The following is a 25,462-nucleotide window of genomic DNA, read 5'->3' as shown; positions in this document are numbered from 1 at the left end:
AGCCGGCAACGCATTCAGGTCTCACCGATCTGCCGGTCGTGGCAAGCTGGCGCGGTGACGATGGTCGAAGCGGCGAAGATCGCCTTTCAGTTGAGCCTGTTCGTGGTGATCCTCGGCTACGGGTTGACAGCACACTTTTCCGACGTGCTTTATGTGCTGAGACGCCCGGGTCTGCTGGCCCGTTCGGTGTTGGCCGTGCTGATCGTTGCACCCGTGCTAGCAATACTGCTCGTTCGCTTGCTGGAGCTGCGTCCACAAATTGCGATTGCGCTTGTCACACTGTCGTTGTCACCGCTGCCCCCGTTGTTGCCGCGTCGCGGAGAAAAAGCGGGCGGGCACGTTCAGTACGCCCTGGGTCTGGTCATCATCCTCGCCGTCCTCGTCGTTCCCGTGCTAACCGTGGCCGCGATGTTGCTCGATGACATCTTCGGGCGCCAACTCGTCTCCAGACCCGGGGCCATCGGAGAGCTGATGGCCATATCTGTGCTGGTCCCGCTGGGCGCCGGGATGGCGATCAGAGCGCGCTGGCCGGATGCGGCAACCCGCATCGCGCCGCCCATCCAGCGCGCGCAGAAGTGGGTGCTGCCGATCGCAATGATTGCGCTGCTGATCTCAGCTGCGCCCGAGATGTGGAAGCTCATCGGTGAATCGACCTTGGTGGCCATGTTGGCATTCATCGCTGGCACCTTCGCCATTGGTCATCTCTTGGGCGGCCCCGACCGGGAATCGTCGACGGTGTTGGCGTTCGCCAGCAGCTGCCGCCATCCCGCGACCGCGTTGGCGATCGCGTCGGCCAATTTTCCCAACGCTGACGAGCACGCCGCCGTGGCGCTCTACGGTTTGCTCACCGCGGTGTTGGGGATGCTCTATACGTTGTGGACGCGCCGACGCGCGGTCACCTCACCATCGTGACTGGCCGTCCGTTGGCGCATCGCTGGGCTGCGGGATCTAGATCACCCCGAGGCCGTGCTGGGCCTTGAATCCGAACCAGATCCCAAACCCCAATCCCACCACGATCATGATCGGTCTGTCGTTGTCCTGCAGCCAGCGCTGGATCCGGTCCAGCAGGGCGCGCGACTGATCAGGGAACAGTGCGGCCATGGCTACCACGAGCAGATTTGTACTCAGGGCAAGCAACACGAAAAGCACGTAGGAAGCCATGTTGCCGACTCGTGGCAGTCCCGCGTTGCCGATCACGCTGATCGCCGCCAGCGTGAAGACCCACGATTTCACCGATACGGTCACCAGGCCCGCGCCGATGAGAAACGCCCTGGTGGGTGTCGCCGACATCAGCATCGCCATCCACTTGGGCGGTGGCGCCTCCGGGTCGTTATCGCCGAAGAACTCTCGGGCCTCGGTGACCAGAAATATCAGCGCCACGATCAGAAGGACGGTCGACACAATCCAGTGGTGCGTGTGGTTGGGTGCAGAGCGGCGAGCTCCCCAGTGCAGGATGGTGCCGAAGACCAGGCCCTGCAGCAGACGTGTGCAGCCATGGCCGGCGATCCAAGCGCCGGCGGTTCGAGTACGCGCGGGCGTGCCCAGCAGCATGATGGTTATGGCAAGTTCGATCGGTTCCAGCAGACTGCCAAGAATCAACGGCAGCAGGCTGCTTCACATGGCGGACACCGGGTGAGAATAACCAGCCGGCACGCCGATGGGGCCAAACCTGGCGCCGGTGTCCAGGTTCGGTTGTGAAACTTGAGCCACTAACGATGCGAGCGCTTCAGGCAGCACGGCAACGCGGTGGGTGCGTTGCCGCTGATCACCGACGGGTGCGGTGTAGGCCACCGACCAGCGCGATCTATTGGGAGCCCAGTGCCGCGCGCATCTCGATGTCGGAAAGGGCGGCGGCAAGGTCGGCCGGACGCGGGCTCACACTGGCATCGATCCGGTGGATACGGCCGGTGAACGGGAAACTGTGCTCGTAGGGCGCGACGGGTGAGCCGGTGTCGAGTCCAACATCGAGGGTTTCTCCGCTCATTGAAAATCGGAACGGAACCGTCTGCTCAACGCGTCCGCTGGCCACCGTGGTGCCGTCGACGAGCAAGGTGACCAACGCGCCCTTCCCCAGTCCCCCGCCGTCGTAGTCGAACGAAAGCGCCAGGGTTATCTGACCCTCGGGAAGCGGATCGGTGGCGGCGACCGTGGTGAGTTCGTGGCCCAAGTAGTTGTAGGCGAACGTAGGGATGCCGTCTTGCAGATACAGGCTCCACCCGCCCATTGACCCACCGATGCAGATGACCACCCCCTGGGCGCCGCCGCGTGGGATCTGCAGCTGCGCCCGCAGTTCGAATGAGGTGCTGGTGTAGGGCAGCGTCGAGGTCTCGGGGATCCGCACATGGCTGGGGTAATAAGTAGCCGAGGTGCGGCCGGCGAGCAGGTTCGGCCGGTTAGCGGGCAGCGCGCGGGCCAGCGTCGCGTCGCTGAGCGGGTAGACGTCGTACTTGCGCGCTTCGGTGTCGAACACGGCCTGCAGCTCGGCGAGCTTGTCCGGGTATTGCTCGGCGAGATCTACCCCCTGGCTGAAGTCGTCGGCGAGGTGATAGAGCTCCCAGCGCTCGGAGTCGCCGAAGGGGTTGGTTCGCTGGGTGCGGACCCACGGCAGCCGGCCATGGAAACAGGACGCGATCCAACCTTCGTGATAGATGGCGCGATTGCCGAAGATCTCGAAATACTGGGTCCGGCGTCGGCTGTGGGCATCGGCCTCGTCGAAGGAGTAGCGCATGCTCACACCTTCGATCGGCTTCTGCTCGATACCGTTGACGCGCTCGGGCATCTCGATTCCGGCGGCCTCCAAGATCGTCGGAACGACGTCGATGACGTGGTGAAACTGGCTGCGCTGCTCCCCCGCGCAGGTAATCCCGCGGGGCCAGGAGACGGCCATCCCGTTGCGAGTTCCGCCGAAATGGGAGATGCCACCTGTTTCATCCACTGAAACGGTGAGTCCAGCGCCCAGGCCCAGCCGACGTTGTAGTGGTTCTCGCAGCGCACCGTGCCGAAATCGGCCAAGTGGGCCAGCAGCCATTCAGGGTCCTCGGGCAACCCGTTTTGAAACGAAGGAGAGCTCCAGGCGCCGTGCACCGTTCCTTCGGCCGAGGCGCCGTTGTCGCCGCAGATGTAGATGAACAAGGTGTTTTCCCACTGCCCCAGGTCGTCGATCGCATCGACGACACGGCCTATCTGGGCATCGGTATGGGCCAGAAAACCTGGCATAAACCTCCATCAGGCGACGCGCCACCGGCTTGTACCGATCGTCGTAGTCCGCCCAGGCCGGAATTTGTTCGGGTCGTGGTGTTAGTTGGGTCCCGGGGGGAATGATTCCCCTCTCGAGCTGGCGGGCATACGTCTGCTCGCGCAGCGCGTCCCAGCCCTCGTCGAACTGTCCGGCGAACCGGTCCGACCATTCTGGCCAGACGTGGTGGGGACTGTGCGTTGCGCCGGGTGCCAAGTAGAGCAGGAACGGCTTGTCCGGCGCGGATGTCTGTTGCCGCTGAATCCACTCGATCGCCTTGTCGGCAAGATCCTCGGTGAGGTGGTAGTCGTCGCGCCCGACGTATGGCTCAACCGGCGTGGTTTGGTCAAATAACGCGGGCTCGTACTGTGACGTGTCGCCGCCCAGGAAACCGTAGAAGCGTTCGAATCCCAGGCCAGTGGGCCACCGGTCGAAGGGGCCCGCCGGGCCAATCTCCCAGGTGGGAGTGAAATGCGCTTTGCCGAACAGTGCGGTGTTGTATCCGTTCATGCGCAGGATCTGTGCGATGGTGGCGGTGCTCTGCGGCAGCACACTGTCGTAGCCGGGGAACCCGTAGGCGATCTCGCAGATCGTCCCCATATGCGCGCTGTGGTGATTGCGGCCGGTCAGCAACGCGGCGCGGGTGGGCGAGCAAAGTGCGGTGGTGTGGAATTGGTTGTAGCGCAAGCCGGCTTGGGCGATGCGGTCCAGGGTTGGGGTAGGCACTGGTCCGCCGAAGGTCGAAGGGGCGCCGAACCCAACGTCGTCGAGCAACACCACAACGACGTTGGGAGCCCCGTCGGGTGGATAGTCGATCGACGGGGTGACCGGGGTGGAGTCGGCCCCCACCCAGGGCTCCGGCGTTGTTGATTAGCAGGCTTGTGAGCTGGGTTGATGATCTTTGGTGCCGCGCTATTGGGGCCGGAGTGTAGGCACGGGCTATCTGGAGAACGATCGAGTTGGTTACTGTTCGTCGTTGGTCTGGAGTTGCCCGTGCCTACCGTTTCAGTATTGCCTGTGTCGTCGGTTCCAGAGGTGTTCGACCGCTGGAGTCCTGGTGAGCGTAGCGAGGTCATCGGATCGGAGTTTCTCGGTGTGTTGGTCTCGGTGCTAGACCCGAGGGACCCACGCGGTCGGAGGTATTCGCTGATGGCTTTGTTGGCGATCGCGGTTCTGGCCACTGCCGCGGGGATGTGCGGCTATGCTGGTTTTGCTACATGGGCGGCCACCGCTCCCGATGATGTGTTGGCCCAATTAGGGGTCCGGTTCCGGCGGCCCAGTGAGAAGACCTTCCGCGCTGTTTTGTCTCGGCTAGACCCCGCCGACCTCAACGCCAGGATGGGCAGTTACTTCACTGCACACGTGGCCAGCAGCGACCCCAGTGGATTGGTGCCGATCGCGTTGGACGGCAAGATGCTGCGTGGTGCTTTACGCGCCAAAGCGACAGCCACGCATCTCGTGTCGGTGTTCGCCCACCGTGCCCGATTGGTGCTCGGTCAACTCGCTGTCGCCGAGAAAAGCAATGAAATTCCCTGCGTACGTGCCCTGCTCACGCTGCTGCCGGGTAGCTTGCGGTGGCTGGTCACCGTGGATGCGATGCATACCCAGGTCGTCACCGCGAAGTTGATCTGCGCCACCTTGAAGTCGCACTACCTGATGATCGTCAAGTCCAACCAAGCCAAAATACTTGCGCGTATCACCGCGCTGCCCTGGGCCGAGGTGCCCGCAGCCGCTACCGACGACTCCCGCGGCCACGGCCGTGTCGAGACCCGCACCCTGCAAATCATCACCGCTGTACGAGGAATCGGCTTCCCCTACGCAAAACAAATCATCCGGATCACTCGTGAACGCTTGATCACCGCCACCGACCAGCGCAGCGTGGAGGTGGTCTATGCCATCTGCAGCCTGCCGTTCGAGCACGCCCGCCCTACCGCGATCATGACCTGGATGCGTCAACACTGGGGAATCGAGAACAGCCTGCACTGGATACGCGACGTCACCTTCGACGAAGACCGTCAAAGGGCACATACCGGAAACGGCGCACAGGTCCTAGCAACGCTACGCAACACCGCGATCAATCTGCACCGCCTCAACGGCGCCGACAACATCGCCGAAGCCTGCCGGATCACCGCTTTGACCGCCAACCGCCGCCTAGACCTCCTCAATCCACAATTCCCCAGCTCACAAGCCTGCTAATCAACAACGCCGGAGCCCTGGGCCCCCACCGGGTTGATAACTCCGCCGAACGGTTGCTCGTTGCGCGGCAAGTCGACCATTCGTGCTCCTGATTCCCGTGCCCGGATTGTTGTCTGCCAGAGGTCTTCTCGACGGCCACATTACAGATTCTTCGGCGTCTGTCCGCCGTACCGGCGAGGTACTTGGGCCAGGTGGGCTGTGGTGTTTGCTGCCAAATTGTGGGGAGCAATACGCCATTTAAGACTTAGAGTTAGTCATGCCGGGAAGTTTGAACGGCGTGATCGCTCCAAAAAAATAGTGGAGGAGGACCAATGAAGCTCACCACGATGATAAAGACGGCGGTGGCCGTCGTGGCAATTGCGACCATCGCGACCATCACTGCACCAATCGCATTCGCCGCATATCCGATCACCGGCAAATTCGGCAGTGAGTTGAAGATGACCGACTCCGTTGGTCAAGTTGTGCTCGGCTGGACAGTCAGCGATCTCAAATCCAGCTCAGACGTGATCCCCGGCTACCCGGTAGCCGGCCAGGTCTGGGAAGCCACTGCCACCGTTAATGCAATCAGCGGCCCGGTCACTCCGGCGATTTCTCAGTTCAACGCTCGCACCGCGGACGGGGTCAACTACCGAGTCCTGTGGCAAGCGTCGGGCCCGAACACCATTAGCGGGGCCACCATCCCACAGGGTGCATCATCGACCGGGAAGATCTACTTCGATGTCACCGGTCCGGCTCCGACCATTGTTGCGATGAACAATGGAATGGAAGATCTCATGATTTGGGGTCCCTAGAACGGTTGCTGTTTGACCGGCACGGTGCGGGCCTGCCCCAGGGCTCCGGCGTTGTTGATTAGCAGGCTTGTGAGCTGGGGAATTGTGGATTGAGGAGGTCTAGGCGGCGGTTGGCGGTCAAAGCGGTGATCCGGCAGGCTTCGGCGATGTTGTCGGCGCCGTTGAGGCGGTGCAGATTGATCGCGGTGTTGCGTAGCGTTGCTAGGACCTGTGCGCCGTTTCCGGTATGTGCCCTTTGACGGTCTTCGTCGAAGGTGACGTCGCGTATCCAGTGCAGGCTGTTCTCGATTCCCCAGTGTTGACGCATCCAGGTCATGATCGCGGTAGGGCGGGCGTGCTCGAACGGCAGGCTGCAGATGGCATAGACCACCTCCACGCTGCGCTGGTCGGTGGCGGTGATCAAGCGTTCACGAGTGATCCGGATGATTTGTTTTGCGTAGGGGAAGCCGATTCCTCGTACAGCGGTGATGATTTGCAGGGTGCGGGTCTCGACACGGCCGTGGCCGCGGGAGTCGTCGGTAGCGGCTGCGGGCACCTCGGCCCAGGGCAGCGCGGTGATACGCGCAAGTATTTTGGCTTGGTTGGACTTGACGATCATCAGGTAGTGCGACTTCAAGGTGGCGCAGATCAACTTCGCGGTGACGACCTGGGTATGCATCGCATCCACGGTGACCAGCCACCGCAAGCTACCCGGCAGCAGCGTGAGCAGGGCACGTACGCAGGGAATTTCATTGCTTTTCTCGGCGACAGCGAGTTGACCGAGCACCAATCGGGCACGGTGGGCGAACACCGACACGAGATGCGTGGCTGTCGCTTTGGCGCGTAAAGCACCACGCAGCATCTTGCCGTCCAACGCGATCGGCACCAATCCACTGGGGTCGCTGCTGGCCACGTGTGCAGTGAAGTAACTGCCCATCCTGGCGTTGAGGTCGGCGGGGTCTAGCCGAGACAAAACAGCGCGGAAGGTCTTCTCACTGGGCCGCCGGAACCGGACCCCTAATTGGGCCAACACATCATCGGGAGCGGTGGCCGCCCATGTAGCAAAACCAGCATAGCCGCACATCCCCGCGGCAGTGGCCAGAACCGCGATCGCCAACAAAGCCATCAGCGAATACCTCCGACCGCGTGGGTCCCTCGGGTCTAGCACCGAGACCAACACACCGAGAAACTCCGATCCGATGACCTCGCTACGCTCACCAGGACTCCAGCGGTCGAACACCTCTGGAACCGACGACACAGGCAATACTGAAACGGTAGGCACGGGCAACTCCAGACCAACGACGAACAGTAACCAACTCGATCGTTCTCCAGATAGCCCGTGCCTACACTCCGGCCCCAATAGCGCGGCACCAAAGATCATCAACCCAGCTCACAAGCCTGCTAGTCAACAACGCCGGAGCCCTGGGGCCTGCCCGCTCGCACCACGGCCCTATCGTGGTTGCCGTGGGCCCTTCACGGAAGCGAGGCAGGCTCGCGGCCGGTGCGGCATTGGTCGCGGTGACGGCACTGTTCGGAGCCGGCTACCCGCTGTGCGGGCGGCCATCGGCAGAGGTCGGATGCGCCGGCGGCAGGCCTGTCACCAGGCCCGTTGATGAAGGCGAGCGGGTGATCGTGGACTACTTCAACGCGGTCAACGACCGCGACTACGGCGCGGCTTGGGGGTACCTGGGCCGGCCGATGCGTGCGATCTATGGCGCAACATCGCCGGATCACGACCGAGACGGGCTGGCGCAGTTCTCATTACGCATGGACCAACGTGTGAGGTGCGTGCGGGTCACCGAGATCGTCAACGTCGGAAGCGCCGACCCGCAGATCTCTGCATCGATGGGTATCCAGTGGTATCGGGTGAAACTTGATGCCGAATACGTCGCCGCGGCCGGCGCATTGCCGGCGTTCTACAAGGCCAGCGCCGATCCGCACGCCGGGGCGCCACCGCCGCTGATCATGGGGCAGGCGACGAGTCTGTGAAAGCGCACGACCGCATGCCGGTGCGAAGTTCAGCACCGTCGGCTCGACCAGCCGGGGCCGCCTTGGGCGCGGTAATGCCACCATGGCCGTATGCGAATCAGCGGTACCGGCGTCGGGAGATGGGCAGCAATTCTGTTGTTGGCGAGCACGGCGGGGTGTGGCGATGGGCCGGGCGTTACCACCGGAGAGAGCTCTCCGGCGCCAACCGGCACCACAATTTCTACGTCCACACTGCCGACTCCCAGTAATAATCTGCAGCTGGCGAACGCGGCCGACTACTTCTTGGACACCGGCAGCGCTCGCGCGGGCTACTACTTCGAGTCGCCCAGCGGTCGCTGGCGTTGCGCGATCCTGCCCCATGTCCAGGCCGGTTGTCAGTCTGCCAGTGGTTCGGCGATCGGGATCCACGGTGCGCCAGACACGGTGACCAACTCCGATGGGACTACCGACGCGCCGAATGCGATCGTGGTCGAGGAGACCGGTGAGGCGCACTTCGCCGTGCTGAGCAAGGCACAATCCTTTGCGGCCGTTGAGCCGGCGAAGGTTCTGCCCTTCAACGAAGTCCTCGATGCGGCCGGTTTCCGGTGCAACTTTCAGGAATCCGTCGGTGTCTCCTGTGCAAGTGAAACGAGCGCACAAGGCTTCACGTTTTCCAGCGACGGCTACACCCTGCAGTACACGGACATTCGGCCGTGATATCGCTGCTGGTGCGAGATGCGTTGCGGCCCCCGGAATATTCGGTTGCCCCGGCACACGTCGGTGGCAACAATCGCTGAATGGTCGACCCACCGCTATCGGATGGCACGGTCACGCTCTCGCCGTTTCGTCCCGATGAGGTGAGTGCGCACGTCGCCGGCCAAGACGAGCTGACAGCGCGCTGGCTCAGCGGCGGGGTGGTGACCCAGCACAGCGCGGCGGCGTACTTCGAACACTGCCGTGACCAATGGGCTACCGGCGGACCACTGCGGGCCTTCGCGATCCGAGTGGGGCCGCAGCAGGTTCCGGCGGGGACGGTCGAACTGCGATTTGCCGGTGAGGGACTGGCCTTCGGCGAGGTCAACGTCGCCTACGGCCTCTACCCGGCCTGGCGCGGGCGCGGCCTGGCCACCCGCGCGGTCGACCTGGTGTGCCGCTATGCGGCACAGCTGGATGCCACCGTTGCGGTGGTCAAGGTGGAGCCGGAGAACTCGGCTTCGGCGCGGGTCGCGCTGCGGGCTGGCTTTGGCCGCACCAGCCGGATCCGCGAGCCGGACGGAAACGTCTTCGACCGCTACGAGCGCACCCTCAGCAGGGGGGTTTGGGTCAGGATCGCCGGCGAGGCCGATATCGACGCGGTGTTCGAGATCCGCACCAGTGTCACCGAGAACCATCTGTCGCTCGAGCAACTCGCCGAACTCGGCATCACCAAAGAATCGGTGCGAGAGGCCATGCGCGCCTCGCCGTGCCTGTGGGTCGCAGATGTCGACGGGGTCACCGCGGGTTTCACGATGGCCGATGCGACCGCCGGCAGCGTGTTCGCCTGCTTTGTTCGACCGCAGTTTCAGGGTCGCGGTGTGGGAAGCGCGTTGATGCGGCGCGTGGAAGCAACGCTGTTTGAACGGCACGCGGCGATCTGGCTGACTACCGACGGCTCGAGTCGTGCCGCCGGCTTTTACCGCAAACTGGGCTGGAGCGCGGCCGGGGATCTACCCGACGGCAGTATCAGGTTCGAGAAGCGGCTGAGAGCTCCCGCCGCCAAGATGCACGCCGACGAGGTGGACATCGACGCATCGCTGGTCCGGCGGCTGGTGTCCACCCAATTCCCGCACTGGGCGGACCTGCCACTGACACCGATCGACTCGGCCGGCACAGACAACGCCATGTACCGGCTCGGAACCGACATGGCGGTTCGGCTTCCGCGGATCCACTGGGCGGTGGCGAGCCTGCGAACCGAGCAGCGCTGGCTCGGTCGAATCGCCCCGCAGCTGCCCGTTGCCAGCCCGGTCCCAGTGGGGCTGGGTGCCGCGGCGCAGGGGTTCGCTTGGCCGTGGTCGATCTGCCGTTGGGTCACCGGTGAGAATCCGAAGGTCGGCCAGCTTGTCGAACCCATCGGACTTGCTCGGGACCTGGCCGACTTCATCGGCGCCCTGCGCCGCATCGACCCCGCAGGCGGGCCGGACGCGGCGCGGGGAAAGCCCTTGGCCGAGCAGGATGAGCAGGTCCGCGGCGCGTTGGCGATGCTGGACGGACGCCTCGACGTCCATGCCGTTACCGTCGCGTGGGAACGAGCGCTGCGCATCCCCGGGTACGCGGGGCCGCCGACGTGGTTCCACGGCGACCTGTCCCCGTTCAACATCCTGACCGTCGACGGCCGGTTGGCGGGGGTGATCGATTTCGGCTTGATGGGCGTGGGCGACCCCAGTGTCGACCTCATCCCCGCGTGGAATCTGCTGTCCGCGCCGGCGCGCGAGCAGTTCCGCACCATGCTGCGGGTAGACGCGGAAACCTGGGCACGCGGTTGCGGTCGGGCTTTGTCGATCGCCCTCGTTGCCCTTCCCTACTACCAGACCACCAACCCTCAGCTGGCCGGCAGTGCCCGCCATGTCATCAGCGAAATCCTCGCCGATCAGCGGCGCAGCGGCTCGCTTGGCTCGTGGTGAGTGCTAGTGCACTCCCAATACCCCGCCGAGGTATTGGCCGCGGCATGCCCGCCGAGCCAACTTGCCGCTGGTCGTGCGCGGAATGGCGCCGGCGGGAAGGAAACGCACTTCGGCCACCGCCAATCCATGGCGGTTTGCCACCGCGGCGCGGATGGCTTGGATCGCGGGCTGTGGATCGTCGCGGCTGGTTCCGGCCGCCCGTTCGGCGATGACGACCAGCTGTGGGCTGGTGTTGTGGCTATCCGAATCTTGGGCCGTAGGCAATTCGTTGGCGGGTGCCGCGAACGCTGTCACATATCCCCGCCGGACCATGGGTGAGGCCTCGGCAACGGTGGCCTCGATGTCCTGGGGATAGTGGTTGTGTCCATCGATGACGATCAGATCGGCGATTCGGCCGGTGACATACAGTTCGCCGTCGAGGTAGACGCCCAGGTCACCGGTTCTTAGCCAGGCGCCGTCGAGCGCGGCGCCGGCGGCGTGGCTAGCTTCGTCGAGCTGCGAATGCAGCTTGGCGCCAAACACCCGCTCGGTGTCTTCGGGCCGTCCCCAGTAACCGCGACCGACGTTGTTGCCTTGCAGCCAGATTTCGCCGACTTCGCCGTCACACAATTCGGTGCCGGTATCGGGATCGACGATCACGGCCCACAAGCTGCGGGCGACGCGGCCGCAGGACACCTGAAGCACCGCGTTGGGTGCCTCGGCGGCCACGCGTACGGCGTGACCGGCGCCCAGCTGTTCGCGGTCGAGGTAGACGACCGTGGGCTCAGCGGCATGGTCGATGGTTGCCACCAGCAGCGTCGCCTCTGCGATCCCGTAGGAGGGTTTGAACGCTGTGCGCGGTAGCCCGTAGGGCGCGAACGCCTTGTTGAACGTCGTGACGGCATCGATGCTGACCGGCTCTGAACCGATGATCAGTACGACATTGCTCAGATCGACGTCGTCGCCGGGTGTGAGTAGACCACGCTGGGCCGCCCATTCGTAGGCGAAGTTCGGCGCCGCGGTGACCACGCGTCCGGTGCGCGATCCAGCCGACAAGGCATGGATCCATCGTTGCGGTCTGCGGACAAACGCGGTTGGCGACATGAGCGTGGAGTGCCCGCCGTACACCGCGGGAAAGCCAATCATGGACAAACCCATGTCGTGGTACAGCGGCAACCAGCTGACGCCATGCGTGTTGCGGTTCAGCAGATCGATGGACAGGATCATCTGCACCAGGTTGGTGCCCACGGCACGGTGGGTGATCTCCACACCGACCGGTGGACGTGTCGATCCGGACGTGTACTGCAGGTGCGAAACGGCATCGATGTCGAGCTCGACCGGAACGAAAGACTCCCCCGCCGAATCCGGCACATCATCGATGGTGATGATGTGCGGCCTGCGTAGGTGGGAAAGGTTCGCCAGAAACTCCTCGATGGCAGGCTTTGCCGCGCCGGTGGTGAGCACGACCGTCGGTTCCGAGTCGCGCAGCGCGGTATCGAGACGTTCAGCGTGGCCGGGGAGTTCGGGTGCGAACAGCGGTACCGCGATCGTGCCCGCCTTGATCGCCGCATAGAACCCGGCGACGTAGTCAATGCCCTGCGGCGCGAGAATCGCAACCCGATCACCGTCGCCGGCGAACTTCTGCACATGGGCACCGATGGCCTGCAACCGGACGCCGAATTCTGACCAGGTGACCTCCAGGGCGTGCCCCTGCGCCGTCCGATTGTGGTCCAGGTAGCGATACGCCACCGAGTCGCCGACATTGGCAATGTTGCGTTCAATGAGAGAGATCAGCGTGGTGCCCGGCGGCAGCTCGATGTTGCCGCCGGCATCCAGGCAGTCCTCGATCTCTAGCAGGCCTTTTGGAGCCGCGGAGTCCTGCCGGGAACCGTCATTCATAACCGCAGTCTAAGCAACCGCGCAGGTCTGGCACCGCAAGCACCTTGTGGCCTCGGCCACCCCGGCGACGCACCGATCACCCCTTGGCTGGCCTATCGGTCCACTAAAGTCCGTGCCTAGCGGGCCCGTCGATCGGCTCGAGGCAGGGGTATCCGTGGACTCAGGCGACTGCAACCCCGCGGCCACGACTCGCGATGCGGCATTCGCGCGCGTGCTCGCCTACCGAGACCGGGCGCGGGCCAAGCCGATGGTGCTTCGCGTACTGCTCGCCGTCTTCGGTGCGGCGCTGCTGATCGCATCCGTACCTCTCATGGTGCTGCTGCCGGAGCTGGGCATTCCCGCGGTCCTGGTCGCGTTCCGTGTCCTGGCGATCGAGTCCGATTGGGCCGCGCGCGCGTATGCCTGGACCGATTGGCGGTTCGCCCAGCTGCGTGACTGGTTCCACCGGCAGTCCGCGATTGTGCGCGCGGCGATTCTGACGGCGCTGTTGTTGGTGGCAGCCGCCCTGGTGTGGGTACTGATTGTTGAGTTCTAGCGTCGGGCGATGGTGGTTGGTGCGGGGCTCAATCTCGCCCGCAGCGCCACCATACGCCGCGCCCGCTGCTGCATCCTCGTTCTTCTTGCGCGGCCTGGGAAGTCCAACTGTGTTGTGGCTCAGTGGGGTTGGTTTGTGTGTCGACCTTGGCGGAGTTGGTCGCGGTTGGACCGGCCGTGACGTCGGGGGTGGGTGGGAGCCATGCGGTTGCCGCCATCAGCGCTGGTGCGGCAAGTAGCACGCGCGGCCAGTTGCGCCTGCGGGCCCGGCTGGGCTGAGCAGCAACTGGAGATGGCAGAGCTGGCACCGACATGGTCTGGCCCAGTTTAGCTGGTGGGAGCGGATTCAGACGGTGCGTGTTGGACCTGTGTAGGTGGCTGTGCACGCGCGCGGCGCGGCGAAGTCACCCAGGACTCGCCGCGAGAGGCAAGCCTGGAATCTAGACTGAGGTCTTCAAAAAGCACCCGCCTTACCAGGCGGATACACGGTTTCACTCCCGCGCGTGGTCCAGGCCGGGTGGCAACCGGTGAGCAGGCGCGGAAGGGTGCTCTGTATGACCAGTAGCACCGAATGCCATAGACGAAGTAGAGACCAAGTGAGAGTCTGAATGGAAACCGAGCGTCTGCTGCGCGCCGCAGCTGACTTTCTCAGCACGCGGCCCAACGCCACCCTGGATGAGATCGGCGCTGCCGCGGGGGTCAGCCACTCAACGCTGTACCGCCACTTCGACGGACGTACCGCATTGCTCGAGGCGCTGGATCACGCGGCCATCGAGCAGATGCGTGATGCGCTGAAAACCTCTCACTGGCAGGAATATTCACCTACTGATGCGCTGCGGATACTGGTTGCGGCTTGCGAGCCGGTGGCGGGCTACCTGACGCTGCGCTACGTGCAAGGTCAAAGCTTTGAGACCCGGAAGTCGGTTGCCGAGTGGCGTGAAATCAACTCCGAGATCGAGGAGATTTTTCTGCGCGGCCAACGCGCCGGAGAGTTCCGCACCGACGTGACCGCAGACTGGCTGACCGAAGCGTTTTTCAGCCTCGTCTCTGGCGCAGGGTGGTCTGTCCAGCTTGGGCGGGTCGCTCGTCGCGAATTCACCCACATGATTACCGCTTTGTTGCTTGACGGAGTCAGAGCGCCGGCACAGGGGAATCTGCCGCCACCGCTTGTTGGGTTTGTCGGTCGTGAGGCCGAACTTGCCGAACTCAAAGAGTTGATCTTGAATTCGCGATTGGTGACGTTGACCGGGATCAGTGGAATCGGTAAGTCGACCTTGTCGGTGTGGGCCGCCCACGAATGTGTCGGGGAATTTCGCGATGGCGTGTGGTTGATCGAGCTGGGCGACCTGAGCAATGGTGAGCTGTTGGTTGCGGCGGCGGCCGCGGCGCTGGGCATTCGCGATCAGACCGCCAGGCCGCTGTTGGAGGTGATGGTCGAAACTCTGGCTGACCGTGAGGCACTGCTGGTGCTCGACAACTGTGAACACATCATTGACGCGGCGGTCCCGTTCATCCAGACACTGCTGGCACGCTGCCCGAGGCTGAAGATTCTGGCGACCAGCCGAGAGTTCTTTGACATCGATACCGAAGTGGTGCTGCCGGTTCCTCCGCTGTCGGTTCCCGATACCAGTCACCTGCCTGGTCTGCAGGATTTGGCCCGCTGCGATGCCGTGGCGTTGTTTGTCAAACATGCCCGTGCCAGCCAGCGCAGTTTCAAGCTCACCGAGCGCAATGCTGCGGCCGTCGCGCACATCTGTGCTCAGCTTGACGGGCTGCCATTGGCCATCGAACTGGCCGCTCCGTTGTTGCGGACGATGGCCGTCGAACAGATCGCCGCGCGGGTTTCGGACCGGGCGGGGCTCTTGACCCATGGCAAGCGCGGGGCGCCGGCTCGCCAGCGCACGTTGAACTGGTGCATCAGTTGGAGTTATGAGCGTTGTACCCCGGCCGAGCAACAACTGTGGGCACGGTTGTCGGTGTTCGCCGGTGGCTTTGAGCCAAACGCCGTTCAACGGATCTGCGCGCCAGAGATGTCCGACGATGAGCTACTCGAGGCGTTGTGTGCCCTCGAGGACAAATCGATCCTCATCCGCACCGCGGCCCAAGACGTGCTGCGTTTTCGGCAGCTGGCAACGCTGCGTGAATTTGGATACGCCAAGCTCAGCGTGCAAGAGCAAGCCGAGCTGCACCGCAGCCACCTTGATTGGTACCGCCAGCTCGCCGAGAAAGCCTGCGAGGAATGGTTTGGCGAACATCAACTCGACTGGCTTCACCGCCTGCGACGGGAGATGCCCAACCTGCAAGAAGCGCTGCAGGTTGCGCTGACCGTTGCACCCGCCGATGCCGTGGAAATGGCCACCAACCTACGCGATCCCTGGACCGCTATCGGGATGCTCCAGCAAGGGCGCCGATGGATCGAAAAGGCCCTCGACGCCGCCCCCGCCGAACCCAACGCGGCGCGACTGCAGGCGATCGTCGCAGCGGCCGAACTAGCCTTTTTGCAGGTCGATATGCCCACCATGGCCGCTCGACAGGCAGAAGCTCGTGAACTGCTCACCACCGTGACCGACCACAACTCCCTCGCCTACTTCAACGCCAACGAAGGAGCGCTCGCCCTGCTGCGCGGCGAGCTAGACCTGGCGCGGAGCTTGGCCGAGCAGTCGCTGGCCAGCGCCGACGAATTCCGGGTGCAAATCTATGCCCTCATAGTGATGATATGGACGTCGGCCGCCGCCAATGACGCCCACACCGCGGTGGCCCACGCCGAGCAGGGCCTCGCCCTGTCCAAAGCCCACGGCCAGGACATCGTCTTGCGGACCTACCTCTTGGCGGGCCTGGCGGCTAGTCGCCTGGCGCTGGGGCAACTGGACCTGGCTGAGCACGCTAACCGGGAAGGCCTGCAACTGTCGCGGACGATCAACGACACCTTCACCTGCGCGACATTTCTGGAGACGGGTTCCTGGATTGCCGCGGCCAGAAACGATCCGCGGCGCGCCGCGGTTTTGATGGCCGCCGCAGCCGCCGTGAGCCGCGCTGCCGGCGCCGGCGGCGCCGTCTCGGCACACGTGGGGCCATTCCACGAACAATGCGAACGCCAAGTCCGCAAGCAACTTTCCGAAGCCGACTATCGCACCGCCACCAACGAGGGCAGACGCCTATCCCTGGACGAGGCCGCCGCCCTCGTTCTGGGTATGGAGGTGCTGCCCGATCGAGGGTATGGCGGGTGAGGCCGGGCGGTGTAACTGGCCGGGTGCACAGCAACACGAATCAGCCATCGCCTAGCAAGTCCGCCGGGGCCCGGTGCCAACCCCAGTGACCGCGGCCAATCGACCCGCGCAAGAGCGCGATGCACTGTTTGTCATGTCAGTAGACCGTGATCGGATATGTCCATCCCCAACACGGAGCTAGCGGCTGCGGCCTGATTCTGGGAGCGGGCTTCCCGGTGCTGCCGTGGCGAGGGCTGGCGGTACCATCGCCAGGCATGGGGGTCGACTACCTGGCCGCGCTGCGGCGCGACGGCGATCGGATTGTCGCCGTGTCGGAGGCGGGCCTGGATCGTCCGGTGCCGAGCTGCGCCGGATGGACCATCGCAGACCTGATCTGGCATGTCGGTGTCGTGCACACGTTTTGGCGGCAGGTGGCTGTCGGAGCCATTACTGGACCGGAGACCTACCAGGAGCCTGCGCGGCCGCCGAACCTGGTGGACTGGTTTCGCGACGGTGTGGCCGAGACCAGTGACACGTTCGCAGGTATCGATCCCGCCGTACCGGCATGGACTTGGGGACGTCGACAAGACGTGGGATTTATCCGGCGCCGAGTTGCGCACGAAACCGCGGTGCACTGTTGGGACGCCGTAACTGCGGTAGCGCCCGAGGAACCGATCGAATCAAACTTAGCCGCCGATGGCGTGTCAGAGTTCATCGATGATGTGTTGCCGGCGATGTCGAAGGATTTGGCCGGGCCGTTTCAGACAATCTCGTTACGCGCCTGCGATACCGATACCCAATGGACGGTCCGAGTCGGGGATGGGCATTGCCATGCCATGCCGATCGAGACCGTGGCCGATGCCACGGTCAGTGCCACCGCGTCGGATCTGGTTCTGCTGCTGTGGGGGCGTCGTCGCCCAGATCGGGTTGATGTCGACGGCTCGGCCGAGGCACTGAGACGATTCTTGGCCCGGGCGACCTTCTGAGCCACACCGACCGGCTGGTTTCAGCTGGTTTCTCCGGCCGCCAGCGGTTGCTAACCAGTCTCGCGGTAGGAAGCACCGAAGTGCGGTACCTCTAGCGGGCCCTCCCGCCGGGCGGTCGAGACAGCACTGCTCAACAGCGGCGCCAGCCCGGCGAACGAACCGATGTCAAAGAGCAGCAAGGTCAGCAGCCGGTTGTGTACGTAGCCGAAGGCGCTGCCGCTCTCGGGGTCTGCCCATCCGATGGTTCCGCCCAGACCGATGTGGCCGTATCCCCCCAGCAGTCCTGGGACGGGAGAGGATTGGTAGCCCTGGTGGTAGGTAAAGGGAAGACCAAGATTGAGATCTGGCCACAGCTCGGCCTTGCCGGTCAGTCCGCTTACCGCGTCCGACGACAACAGTTGCATGCCGTCGATGACACCGTCATTGGCCAGCGCCGCATACGTCTTGGCCAGGGCGCGCGCCGTCACCACGCCGTTGACCGCTGGGATCTCGCCGTCCAGAAATGGCATGTCGTCCTGCAACATCGACAGAATTCCCGGGAAGTAGACGGCGCCAAGTAGACCAGAAAAGGACAGTCCGGCGACTTTTGGCGCGATGAAGTCCAGTAGTGGGGGATCTTGGATTGTGGTAGCAGCGTCTGTGCCGCGGTGGTCGGCGCATCGGCCGGCGGGCGGCCTAGATGGAGACCATCCGTGTCGAGCGGGCGGGCGAGTTCTTCACGGAACAGGTCACGCATACCTTTGCCGGTCACCGCGCGGGCCAGACCGGACAGCAGCCAACCGTAGGTCACTGCGTGGTACGCCATCTTGCCGTGCGTGCGATCCAGCGGTGCCGCCGCCAGCTTCTCCTCCATCCGGAGGTGATCCAGTATTTCCTTCTTACCGACACCTTTGAGGTGCGATAGCCCGGATCGATGCCGCAGCAGGTCGCTGACGGTGATTGCCGACTTGCCCTTGACACCGAACTCCGGCCAGTAGTCGGCCACGGGGGCGTCGTAATCCAGCAGCCCGCGATCCACCAGGCGGTGAATCACGGTGGCGGCCAGGCCCTTGGTGGCCGAGAACACCATTGCTCCGGTGTCAGCAGTCCAAGGGACTTCGCCGTTGCGATCGGCCCAGCCCGTCCAGACGTCGACCACTTGACGGCCCTCGATGTAAACCGATAGCGCCCCGCCGCCGAACTTGCGTCCCGGGTACAACCCCGCGAAGGCACGCACGACCCCGGAGAACCGGGAGTCGCAGGCACCCGCTACGCCGGACGGTAGGCCATCATCGGTGGTGAGGACAGAAGGTTGCGCCATACCGTGAATGATTGCAGCCCGCTCTGGCTCTGTTACATCGGAATGACGTTTTGGTCGTCGTTGGCCGGGTTTGACACCCGAATCCGGTGCTCGAGCGGCCGTCAACCTGGGGTGCCTGCGGCTACATCCACAGGCGTCCGATTGCATCGGCCAGGCTTTCGGGATCTTGTCCTTCCGTGTTGCAGCTGACGGCCACCGAAGTACGCCGGTCGCTGCTGATCCGGAATTCAGTGACAAATCCGGCCCAGCTGCCGTCGTGGTCGAGGGTGCCGTTGGCACGGGAGAAGATGCCGGCGCCATACCGGTCGCCGCTGCCGGGTTCGGTTTCCACGGCACCGGCAAGTTGCTCGTCAAGCAGCTTCTGGCCGCCCACTTTGCCGGTTCGGTAGTTGTCGGCCCAGAGCACGAGTTGGCTGGGCGTGGTCTGGATAGCGCCATCGCCGACCTGCTCCCAACCTGAGTGGAGCACCGGGAACTGCGGTGGGTTGCCGGTGTCGCCCTCGCCGTAGGAGACCGCCTCATCGGGATCTGCCGAGATCGGATCCACGACCATGGCCAGATCCAGCGGGCGGAATATCTCGATGCTCAGGAAGTCAGGTAGCGATTTGCCGGAGACCAGCCGCACGATCTCGGCGAGCAGCAGATAGTTGGAGTTCGAGTACTCGAAGCGGGTACCGGGCTTGAATTCCAGCTCAGGTGCCCCTTGTATCGCGGCCAAGGCTTGAGCTTGGGTTGTCCGGTCACTCATTTGGTACCCCTGGGCCTCGAGCAAGCCGGTGTAGTCGGGGATGCCGCTGGTGTGGTGCATCAGTTGCGCGACGGTGACGGCGGACGACCAGTCCGGAAGGTCGGGAACATAGTGGGCCAACGGGTCATCGAGCGTCAGCCTGCCCTCGTTGACCAGGAGCAGCACCGCGGTGGCGGTGAACTGCTTGGAAACCGAGCCGATGTCGAACACGGTGTCCTTGGTGACCTTCTTGTTGGTAGCCAGGTCCGCAATCCCGAGGACACCGGTCCACATGACAACGCCCTCAACGCCTACTGCGGCCGAGCAGCCCGGTTCATCGGGATTGACGGCGCCGTCGAGCACCCGCTGGCTGCGGGTCTTGAGATCGGAATTGTCCGTAGTAGGCGGCGGGGTGACGGCAGGGGGCGGGCCGCCGCAGGCGCCGAGCATCACCGCAATCACCAGAAGTGGTGCCCACTTGCTTCGCCATCCGCGCCGATGCGTCGAGGAAACCGGATTCCACCGAACCAAGCCCACCTGGTCGGGTGCAGACGACGCCTGAGCCTCAGCCTCATCACGCGCGATCACCGTTGTCGAATCCCCTTCACCACATAAAGACTCGCACACGCCCGCGTGCTGCCCGTAAACCTCGTCGGATCGGACGGTCCATCGGATAAGCGAGTCGCACAACCAGGAATCTCTCCCCCGGCTGCGCCAGCGATTGAATGCGCTAGCGAGTGGAGGTCGGCGGCGCCACGACTCAGCCAGCGTCATCGACGGACGGCCAGGCGGCCAGCGGCCGGCTCGCGGGTCCAATCACAGCGCCGAATTTTCGGGTGCGACTCGCGTATTTATCAGGCGTCCGACCGCAACAATCGGCGGACCACCGAGCGATTCGGATCGCGTTCGCGTTCGGCGAGCATCAGCTCGATACCCTCCTCGATCGCAGCCGCCGCACGCTCGCGCACCTTGCGCGCGGCGCTATCGTCGGCTTCCCGGCCGGCGAACTCCGTGGTGTCGATCGGCTCGCCGAACCAGTAGTACTGCCGCTCGGGCCGGGGCACCGGAGTCAGCCCGACGCCGCGGACCAGAGGCGGCCCTTCGCGCATGCCGAGCAGCTTGTCGGCCAGGAACTGGGTCGGTGCCATCAGCGGTGAATCTGTATCGAGCACGATGTCGATGCCGTGCTCAGCCCCGACCGAAGCGAACGGCACGATGGGATATGCATGTTGGATCGCTAAGCGTGCGAACCCCAGTCGGTTCTTCCACACCAACTTGTAGCGCTCGTTCTTGCGCTTGTTGACCTCCCGGCCGCCACCGGGGAACACCATGATCAGCTCGCCGCGCTGCATCAGCTCCGAGGTGATCTCTCTGGTTCCTTCGACGACGCCCATCCGCATCAGGGCCTCGCGCCACCCCGGAATTCTGAAGTCGCGTGATCTCCGAGGGAGCGGACCAGCCGGCCCCGCTCCCACAGCTCCGCGCCGAGCAACGGGGCATCGACCATGCCGAGTGTGTTGTGGTTGCCGACGAGCAACGCATGCTCGGTTGGCACATTCTCGATGCCATATACCTTGGGCTTGATCAGTTTTCGCAGCGGCTTGATGATCCGCAACGCCGCGTCGACGTCGGCTTGTGACGGCGGGGGCGGAACAGCGGGGGCTTCGACGTTCGACACAAGCTGAGTATGCCCTCGAGATTTGGGCAAGGGGGCCATTTTGCCTGGTCGGCGTTGGGCCGGACGGATCAGCGTCGGGCGTGCCGGTAGGGTACGCGGCAGCACCGTTGCAGGCATTCGTGAGATCGGGAGTGGGTATGTCGGGTCGCAAGTTCTCCTTCGAAGTCACCAAGACCAGTAGCGCGCCTGCCGCGACGCTGTTCCGGCTCGCGACGGACGGCGCCAACTGGGCTAACTGGGCCAAGCCAATCGTCATGCAGTCGAGCTGGGCGCGGCAAGGTGACCCGGCACCGGGCGGTGTCGGGGCGATTCGCAAGGTAGGCATGTGGCCCATGCTCGTGCAGGAGGAGACCGTCGAGTACGAGCAGGACCGCCGCCACGTTTACAAGATGGTTGGGTCTTCGACTCCGGCCAAGGACTATCACGGCGAAGTGGTCTTCACCCCGAACGCATCCGGCGGCACCGACATCCGCTGGAGCGGCTCTTTTTCCGAAGGAGTTCGCGGAACGGGGCCGGTGATGCGTGCGGCGTTGGGCAACGCGGTCAAGTTCTTTGCAGGTCGACTCGTCAAGGCGGCCGAGCGGGAGGCCTCCAGCACCGGCTAGCGCTTGCCCTAATCGGTGAGTGCTGAGCTTCAGCTGCAACGGCTTTCGGCCCCAGCGGCTACTTGCCGTCGAGTTCTTGCTGATATTTCTTGGTCATGTGGTCGATGGCCTACAGCTGCGTCTGGGCCAGACCTTCCCGCACTTCGCCGGCACGCACGGCAGCGTCGAGGGTGGGCTGGGCTTGTCCCTGAAAGTGCGGCATCACTTCGGCGGCGAACAGCTCGGCGGAACGTCTGGTCGCCGCGGGATTTGCCCATTCGTGGCCCATCTGCAGCATGCAGCCGAATCCACCAGATTGATCCCACAGTCGCTGGACCTGTGCCCGCGCCCGCTCCGGGGTACCGATCACACCGGCGCCGTTCTCGTTGATGATGTCGATCATCTCGTCAAGTTGTTCTCCAGGCATGGTCATCTGGGGGAACGCGGCAACTTTTTGGAAATATCGGAACCAAGGCTCGATGCCGAATTTCACGTCGGCACGGGCTTGCGCATCGGTCTCGGCGATGTGAAACGGCCCGACCAGGGTCCAGTTCTTGCGGTCGGCGTGGGTGCCGAACGCCGCGGCGCGCTCTTCGACGATGCCCCAGTGATAGGCCAGCGCATCGAAGCCCTCGATCGTCAGCGTCGCTCCGATCGACAGCAGGCCGATGCCATGCCTGCCGGCCAGCCGCGCACCGGTCGGCGACGCGACGGCGGCAACCGCCAGTGGGATCCCCCCTTCCGAGAAGGGCGCAAGCTGTAATCTCGCGTCGAACAGTTGATGTGTTGCGGTCTTGGCGGTCACGGTTTGCCCAGCCAACAGCCGGACGACGATGTCGAGGTTGGTTTCCAGCAGCTCGCGGGTGTCGGTGGGGGTAAGCCCGATCATCGCTGAATCGGTGGGCAGTGAACCTGGTCCCATGCCTCCGATCACCCGACCGTGAGTGAGATGATCGAGCAGCATCAGCCGGTCAGCGACCCAGAGCGGATTGTGATAGGCCAGCGATATGACCCCCGTGCCAAGGCGGATCCGCTTGGTCCGTTCGGCGGCGGCGGCGATGAAGACCTCCGGTGAACTGATGATCTCGCTGCCGGCCGAGTGATGTTCCCCGATCCAGGCCTCATCAAACCCGAGGGCATCCAGATGTTCGACGAACTCCAGATCGCGTTGCAGGGCCAGCGTTGGATTGGTGCCGGCACGGTGGAACGGGGCGATGAAATATCCGAACCTGAGCTTGGCCATGTCGAGGCTCCCTTGCGATCGGCCTTGACCGAACCATAACGCGGACCGACCGTCGCCGGAACGCATCAACTAACGCGCCTGGGCCACCAGGGCCGGGGCGAACGTCGCCGCAAAGTTCAAGAAAGTCTCAGTGACGTCTCGCGATCACGGGTAGCTGCCGCAGATGTTGCCGATGCAGCCGCCGCCACCGCCCGGCCCGCCGCCGCGCCCACCCACGCCGGGAATGGTGCCGCCGCCACCGCCTGGTCCACCGCCGCCGGTGGGCCCACCCGGGATGCTGCCGCCTCCCCCACCCGGACCGCCGCTGCCGGTGGGACCGCCGGGCACGCCGCCGCCCCCGCCCTCTGGGCCTCCAGTGCCGGACGGACCGCCCGGCGCCGGTGACGACTCTGTCGTAGGTGAGCTGGATGGGCTGGATGGGACTGTTGTTGTGGGTGTCGTGGTCGGCGTTGTGCTACTTGGCGCCTTGTTTTCGCCGCCACCGCAGGCCACCGCCAGAACAAGCATGGCGCCGCCGCCAAAAACTGCGAATGTCGTCCTGGCTTGGGATCTCATGTCACTCTCCGCTCTCGTCGCCACTGTTGGTCGGGCCTTGTTTGGTCGGGCCTTGCTGCAGGGCTCCGGCGTTGTTGATTAGCAGGCTTGTGAGCTGGGTTGATGATCTTTGGTGCCGCGCTATTGGGGCCGGAGTGTAGGCACGGGCTATCTGGAGAACGATCGAGTTGGTTACTGTTCGTCGTTGGTCTGGAGTTGCCCGTGCCTACCGTTTCAGTATTGCCTGTGTCGTCGGTTCCAGAGGTGTTCGACCGCTGGAGTCCTGGTGAGCGCAGCGAGCTCATCGGATCGGAGTTTCTCGATGTGTTGGCCTCGGTGCCAGACCTGAGGGACCCACGCGGTCGGAGGTATTCGCTGATGGCTTTGTTGGCGATCGCGGTTCTGGCCACTGCCGCGGGGATGCGCGGCTATGCTGGTTTTGCCACATGGGCGGCCACCGCTCCCGATGATGTGTTGGCCTAATTAGGGGTCCGGTTCCGGCGGCCCAGTGAGAAGACCTTCCGCGCTGTTTTGTCTCGGCTAGACCCCGCCGACCTCAACGCCAGGATGGGCAGTTACTTCACTGCACACGTGGCCAGCAGCGACCCCAGTGGATTGGTGCCGATCGCGTTGGACGGCAAGATGCTGCGTGGTGCTTTACGCGCCAAAGCGACAGCCACGCATCTCGTGTCGGTGTTCGCCCACCGTGCCCGATTGGTGCTCGGTCAACTCGCTGTCGCCGAGAAAAGCAATGAAATTCCCTGCGTACGTGCCCTGCTCACGCTGCTGCCGGGTAGCTTGCGGTGGCTGGTCACCGTGGATGCGATGCATACCCAGGTCGTCACCGCGAAGTTGATCTGCGCCACCTTGAAGTCGCACTACCTGATGATCGTCAAGTCCAACCAAGCCAAAATACTTGCGCGTATCACCGCGCTGCCCTGGGCCGAGGTGCCCACAGCCGCTACCGACGACTCCCGCGACCACGGCCGTGTCGAGACCCGCACCCTGCAAATCATCACCGCTGCACGAGGAATCGGCTTCCCCTACGCAAAACAAATCATCCGGATCACTCGTGAACGCTTGATCACCGCCACCGACCAGCGCAGCGTGGAGGTGGTCTATGCCATCTACAGCCTACCGTTCGAGCACGCCCGCCCTACCGCGATCATGACCTGGATGCGTCAACACTGGGGAATCGAGAACAGCCTGCACTGGATACGCGACGTCACCTTCGACGAAGACCATCAAAGGGCACATACCGGAAACGGCGCACAGGTCCTAGCAACGCTACGCAACACCGCGATCAATCTGCACCGCCTCAACGGCGCCGACAACATCGCCGAAGCCTGCCGGATCACCGCTTTGACCGCCAACCGCCGCCTAGACCTCCTCAATCCACAATTCCCCAGCTCACAAGCCTGCTAATCAACAACGCCGGAGCCCTGCGACTGAGCCGTTCACCATCGATCCGATTGCGGTTGGTGGGTTCACCCTCCCGCAGATCAACATTCCGCCCACGACAACAGGGGAACTCACCATCCCGCCGATAGGCCTGGCGTCTTTCACCACGCCTGCGCTCACCATCCCGAGCATTCACGTGCCGGCCGGTACGTTGGCGCAAGTTTCGATCCCCGCCGGTTCAGGTTTCCTCAACTCGAGCACTGCGCCGTCATCGGGCTTCTTCAATGCCGGAGCGGGCGGCAGTTCTGGGTTTGGCAACAACGGATCAGGGCTGTCGGGCTGGTTCAACACAAACGCCACCGGACTGATTGGTGGCTCGGGCTACCAAAACTACGGCAGCGTGTTCTCGGGCTTCTCCAACCTGGGCACCGGTGTTTCGGGCTTCGCCAACACCGGCACGTTGCCGTTAGCGATGACCAGTCTGGTGTCGGGCTTCGCCAATGTCGGCAGCAGCCTGTCGGGCTTGTTCTTCCAGAGCGTCACCCCGTAGCCGTCGTAGTTC

General features: G+C 64.0%; 17 protein-coding genes and 6 pseudogenes. 12 read left to right on the top strand and 11 right to left on the bottom strand.

Features of this window, described 5'->3' with window-relative positions:
* The first annotated feature begins 60 nt into the window (after nt 1–60).
* The gene (locus CKW46_RS14890) at nt 61–912 is read left to right on the top strand and encodes a bile acid:sodium symporter family protein (protein WP_015355589.1); all 852 of its coding nucleotides are present in this window, start codon (nt 61–63) and stop codon (nt 910–912) included.
* A gap of 36 nt (nt 913–948) precedes the next feature.
* On the opposite strand, the gene CKW46_RS14885 is transcribed toward CKW46_RS14890, so the two are convergent.
* The 4 genes and pseudogenes from CKW46_RS14885 to CKW46_RS14870 all read right to left on the bottom strand — a co-directional run.
* Complete coding sequence (locus tag CKW46_RS14885; RefSeq protein ID WP_117436911.1) at nt 949–1,599, bottom strand: GAP family protein; 651 nt, start codon at nt 1,597–1,599, stop codon at nt 949–951.
* 205 nt (nt 1,600–1,804) lie between these two features.
* On the bottom strand, nt 1,805–3,028 hold the full coding sequence (locus CKW46_RS14880) for an alkaline phosphatase family protein (protein WP_482053511.1): 1,224 nt from the start codon (nt 3,026–3,028) through the stop codon (nt 1,805–1,807).
* 113 nt (nt 3,029–3,141) lie between these two features.
* Nucleotides 3,142–3,216: pseudogene (locus CKW46_RS14875) on the bottom strand (hypothetical protein); the annotation flags it as partial.
* Between the two features lie 169 nt (nt 3,217–3,385).
* Nucleotides 3,386–4,012: pseudogene (locus tag CKW46_RS14870) on the bottom strand (sulfatase-like hydrolase/transferase); the annotation flags it as partial.
* A gap of 216 nt (nt 4,013–4,228) precedes the next feature.
* Here CKW46_RS14870 and CKW46_RS14865 point away from each other — a divergent pair.
* Nucleotides 4,229–5,431: an ISAs1-like element IS2404/ISMul1 family transposase gene (locus CKW46_RS14865; protein ID WP_482053417.1), complete on the top strand. Its 1,203-nt coding sequence runs from the start codon at nt 4,229–4,231 to the stop codon at nt 5,429–5,431.
* Between the two features lie 311 nt (nt 5,432–5,742).
* The gene (locus tag CKW46_RS14860) at nt 5,743–6,222 is read left to right on the top strand and encodes an MPT63 family protein (protein WP_012394541.1); all 480 of its coding nucleotides are present in this window, start codon (nt 5,743–5,745) and stop codon (nt 6,220–6,222) included.
* Nucleotides 6,223–6,280: 58 nt separating this feature from the next.
* On the opposite strand, the gene CKW46_RS14855 is transcribed toward CKW46_RS14860, so the two are convergent.
* Nucleotides 6,281–7,483, bottom strand: coding sequence for an ISAs1-like element IS2404/ISMul1 family transposase (locus tag CKW46_RS14855; RefSeq protein WP_482053417.1), 1,203 nt, complete (start codon nt 7,481–7,483; stop codon nt 6,281–6,283).
* A 182-nt stretch (nt 7,484–7,665) separates the two neighbouring features.
* Between CKW46_RS14855 and CKW46_RS14850 the strand changes: the two genes are divergently transcribed.
* The 3 genes from CKW46_RS14850 (at nt 7,666) to CKW46_RS14840 (ending at nt 10,829) form a co-directional block, all read left to right on the top strand.
* Complete coding sequence (locus tag CKW46_RS14850; protein ID WP_237708332.1) at nt 7,666–8,190, top strand: hypothetical protein; 525 nt, start codon at nt 7,666–7,668, stop codon at nt 8,188–8,190.
* A gap of 423 nt (nt 8,191–8,613) precedes the next feature.
* Entirely contained in the window at nt 8,614–8,886 is a 273-nt protein-coding gene (locus CKW46_RS14845) for a hypothetical protein (RefSeq protein ID WP_020725356.1), read from the top strand.
* A gap of 80 nt (nt 8,887–8,966) precedes the next feature.
* On the top strand, nt 8,967–10,829 hold the full coding sequence (locus tag CKW46_RS14840) for a GNAT family N-acetyltransferase (RefSeq protein WP_482053307.1): 1,863 nt from the start codon (nt 8,967–8,969) through the stop codon (nt 10,827–10,829).
* Nucleotides 10,830–10,832: 3 nt separating this feature from the next.
* On the opposite strand, the gene CKW46_RS14835 is transcribed toward CKW46_RS14840, so the two are convergent.
* The gene (locus CKW46_RS14835; RefSeq protein WP_482053306.1) at nt 10,833–12,707 is read right to left on the bottom strand and encodes a fatty acyl-AMP ligase; all 1,875 of its coding nucleotides are present in this window, start codon (nt 12,705–12,707) and stop codon (nt 10,833–10,835) included.
* 154 nt (nt 12,708–12,861) lie between these two features.
* Between CKW46_RS14835 and CKW46_RS14830 the strand changes: the two genes are divergently transcribed.
* The 3 genes from CKW46_RS14830 (at nt 12,862) to CKW46_RS14820 (ending at nt 17,433) form a co-directional block, all read left to right on the top strand.
* Nucleotides 12,862–13,242, top strand: coding sequence for a hypothetical protein (locus CKW46_RS14830; RefSeq protein WP_015355582.1), 381 nt, complete (start codon nt 12,862–12,864; stop codon nt 13,240–13,242).
* A gap of 607 nt (nt 13,243–13,849) precedes the next feature.
* Nucleotides 13,850–16,468 (top strand): TetR family transcriptional regulator, encoded by a 2,619-nt coding sequence (locus CKW46_RS14825; RefSeq protein ID WP_482053305.1) that lies wholly within the window; start codon nt 13,850–13,852, stop codon nt 16,466–16,468.
* Nucleotides 16,469–16,683: 215 nt separating this feature from the next.
* Nucleotides 16,684–17,433, top strand: coding sequence for a maleylpyruvate isomerase family mycothiol-dependent enzyme (locus CKW46_RS14820; protein WP_193376293.1), 750 nt, complete (start codon nt 16,684–16,686; stop codon nt 17,431–17,433).
* Between the two features lie 50 nt (nt 17,434–17,483).
* Here CKW46_RS14820 and lipD read toward each other — a convergent pair.
* The 3 genes and pseudogenes from lipD to CKW46_RS14805 all read right to left on the bottom strand — a co-directional run bounded on the left by lipD (nt 17,484) and on the right by CKW46_RS14805 (nt 21,138).
* Nucleotides 17,484–18,733 (bottom strand): annotated as a pseudogene (gene lipD / locus CKW46_RS14815) (lipase LipD).
* Between the two features lie 121 nt (nt 18,734–18,854).
* On the bottom strand, nt 18,855–20,048 hold the full coding sequence (locus CKW46_RS14810; protein ID WP_015355579.1) for a serine hydrolase domain-containing protein: 1,194 nt from the start codon (nt 20,046–20,048) through the stop codon (nt 18,855–18,857).
* A gap of 266 nt (nt 20,049–20,314) precedes the next feature.
* Nucleotides 20,315–21,138: pseudogene (locus tag CKW46_RS14805) on the bottom strand (lysophospholipid acyltransferase family protein).
* A gap of 137 nt (nt 21,139–21,275) precedes the next feature.
* On the opposite strand from CKW46_RS14805, the gene CKW46_RS14800 reads away from it, so the two are divergent.
* The gene (locus CKW46_RS14800; RefSeq protein WP_011740825.1) at nt 21,276–21,743 is read left to right on the top strand and encodes an SRPBCC family protein; all 468 of its coding nucleotides are present in this window, start codon (nt 21,276–21,278) and stop codon (nt 21,741–21,743) included.
* 109 nt (nt 21,744–21,852) lie between these two features.
* Here CKW46_RS14800 and CKW46_RS14795 read toward each other — a convergent pair whose 3' ends face one another.
* Both CKW46_RS14795 and CKW46_RS14790 read right to left on the bottom strand, forming a co-directional pair.
* Nucleotides 21,853–22,965: an LLM class flavin-dependent oxidoreductase gene (locus CKW46_RS14795; RefSeq protein WP_117436748.1), complete on the bottom strand. Its 1,113-nt coding sequence runs from the start codon at nt 22,963–22,965 to the stop codon at nt 21,853–21,855.
* A gap of 144 nt (nt 22,966–23,109) precedes the next feature.
* Entirely contained in the window at nt 23,110–23,520 is a 411-nt protein-coding gene (locus tag CKW46_RS14790) for a hypothetical protein (protein ID WP_482053304.1), read from the bottom strand.
* A 201-nt stretch (nt 23,521–23,721) separates the two neighbouring features.
* Here CKW46_RS14790 and CKW46_RS14785 point away from each other — a divergent pair.
* Nucleotides 23,722–24,924 (top strand): annotated as a pseudogene (locus CKW46_RS14785) (ISAs1-like element IS2404/ISMul1 family transposase).
* 22 nt (nt 24,925–24,946) lie between these two features.
* Nucleotides 24,947–25,450, top strand: a pseudogene (locus CKW46_RS14780) (PPE family protein); the annotation flags it as partial.
* Between the last annotated feature and the right edge of the window lie 12 nt (nt 25,451–25,462).

This window comes from Mycobacterium liflandii (assembly GCF_022354805.1).
Taxonomy (GTDB): domain Bacteria; phylum Actinomycetota; class Actinomycetes; order Mycobacteriales; family Mycobacteriaceae; genus Mycobacterium; species Mycobacterium marinum.
Note: the sequence above shows the minus strand (reverse complement) of the source record. Positions and strands in the feature narration are given on the sequence as shown.

Coding starts and splice junctions, on each gene's coding strand:
- CKW46_RS14890 (WP_015355589.1), top strand. CDS start 61: ATGGTCGAAGCGGCGAAGATCGCCTTTCAGTTGAGCCTGTTCGTGGTG.
- CKW46_RS14825 (WP_482053305.1), top strand. CDS start 13,850: ATGGAAACCGAGCGTCTGCTGCGCGCCGCAGCTGACTTTCTCAGCACG.
- CKW46_RS14790 (WP_482053304.1), bottom strand. CDS start 23,520: ATGAGATCCCAAGCCAGGACGACATTCGCAGTTTTTGGCGGCGGCGCC.
- CKW46_RS14840 (WP_482053307.1), top strand. CDS start 8,967: ATGGTCGACCCACCGCTATCGGATGGCACGGTCACGCTCTCGCCGTTT.
- CKW46_RS14795 (WP_117436748.1), bottom strand. CDS start 22,965: ATGGCCAAGCTCAGGTTCGGATATTTCATCGCCCCGTTCCACCGTGCC.
- CKW46_RS14880 (WP_482053511.1), bottom strand. CDS start 3,028: ATGGCTGCTGGCCCACTTGGCCGATTTCGGCACGGTGCGCTGCGAGAA.
- CKW46_RS14800 (WP_011740825.1), top strand. CDS start 21,276: ATGTCGGGTCGCAAGTTCTCCTTCGAAGTCACCAAGACCAGTAGCGCG.
- CKW46_RS14860 (WP_012394541.1), top strand. CDS start 5,743: ATGAAGCTCACCACGATGATAAAGACGGCGGTGGCCGTCGTGGCAATT.
- CKW46_RS14835 (WP_482053306.1), bottom strand. CDS start 12,707: ATGAATGACGGTTCCCGGCAGGACTCCGCGGCTCCAAAAGGCCTGCTA.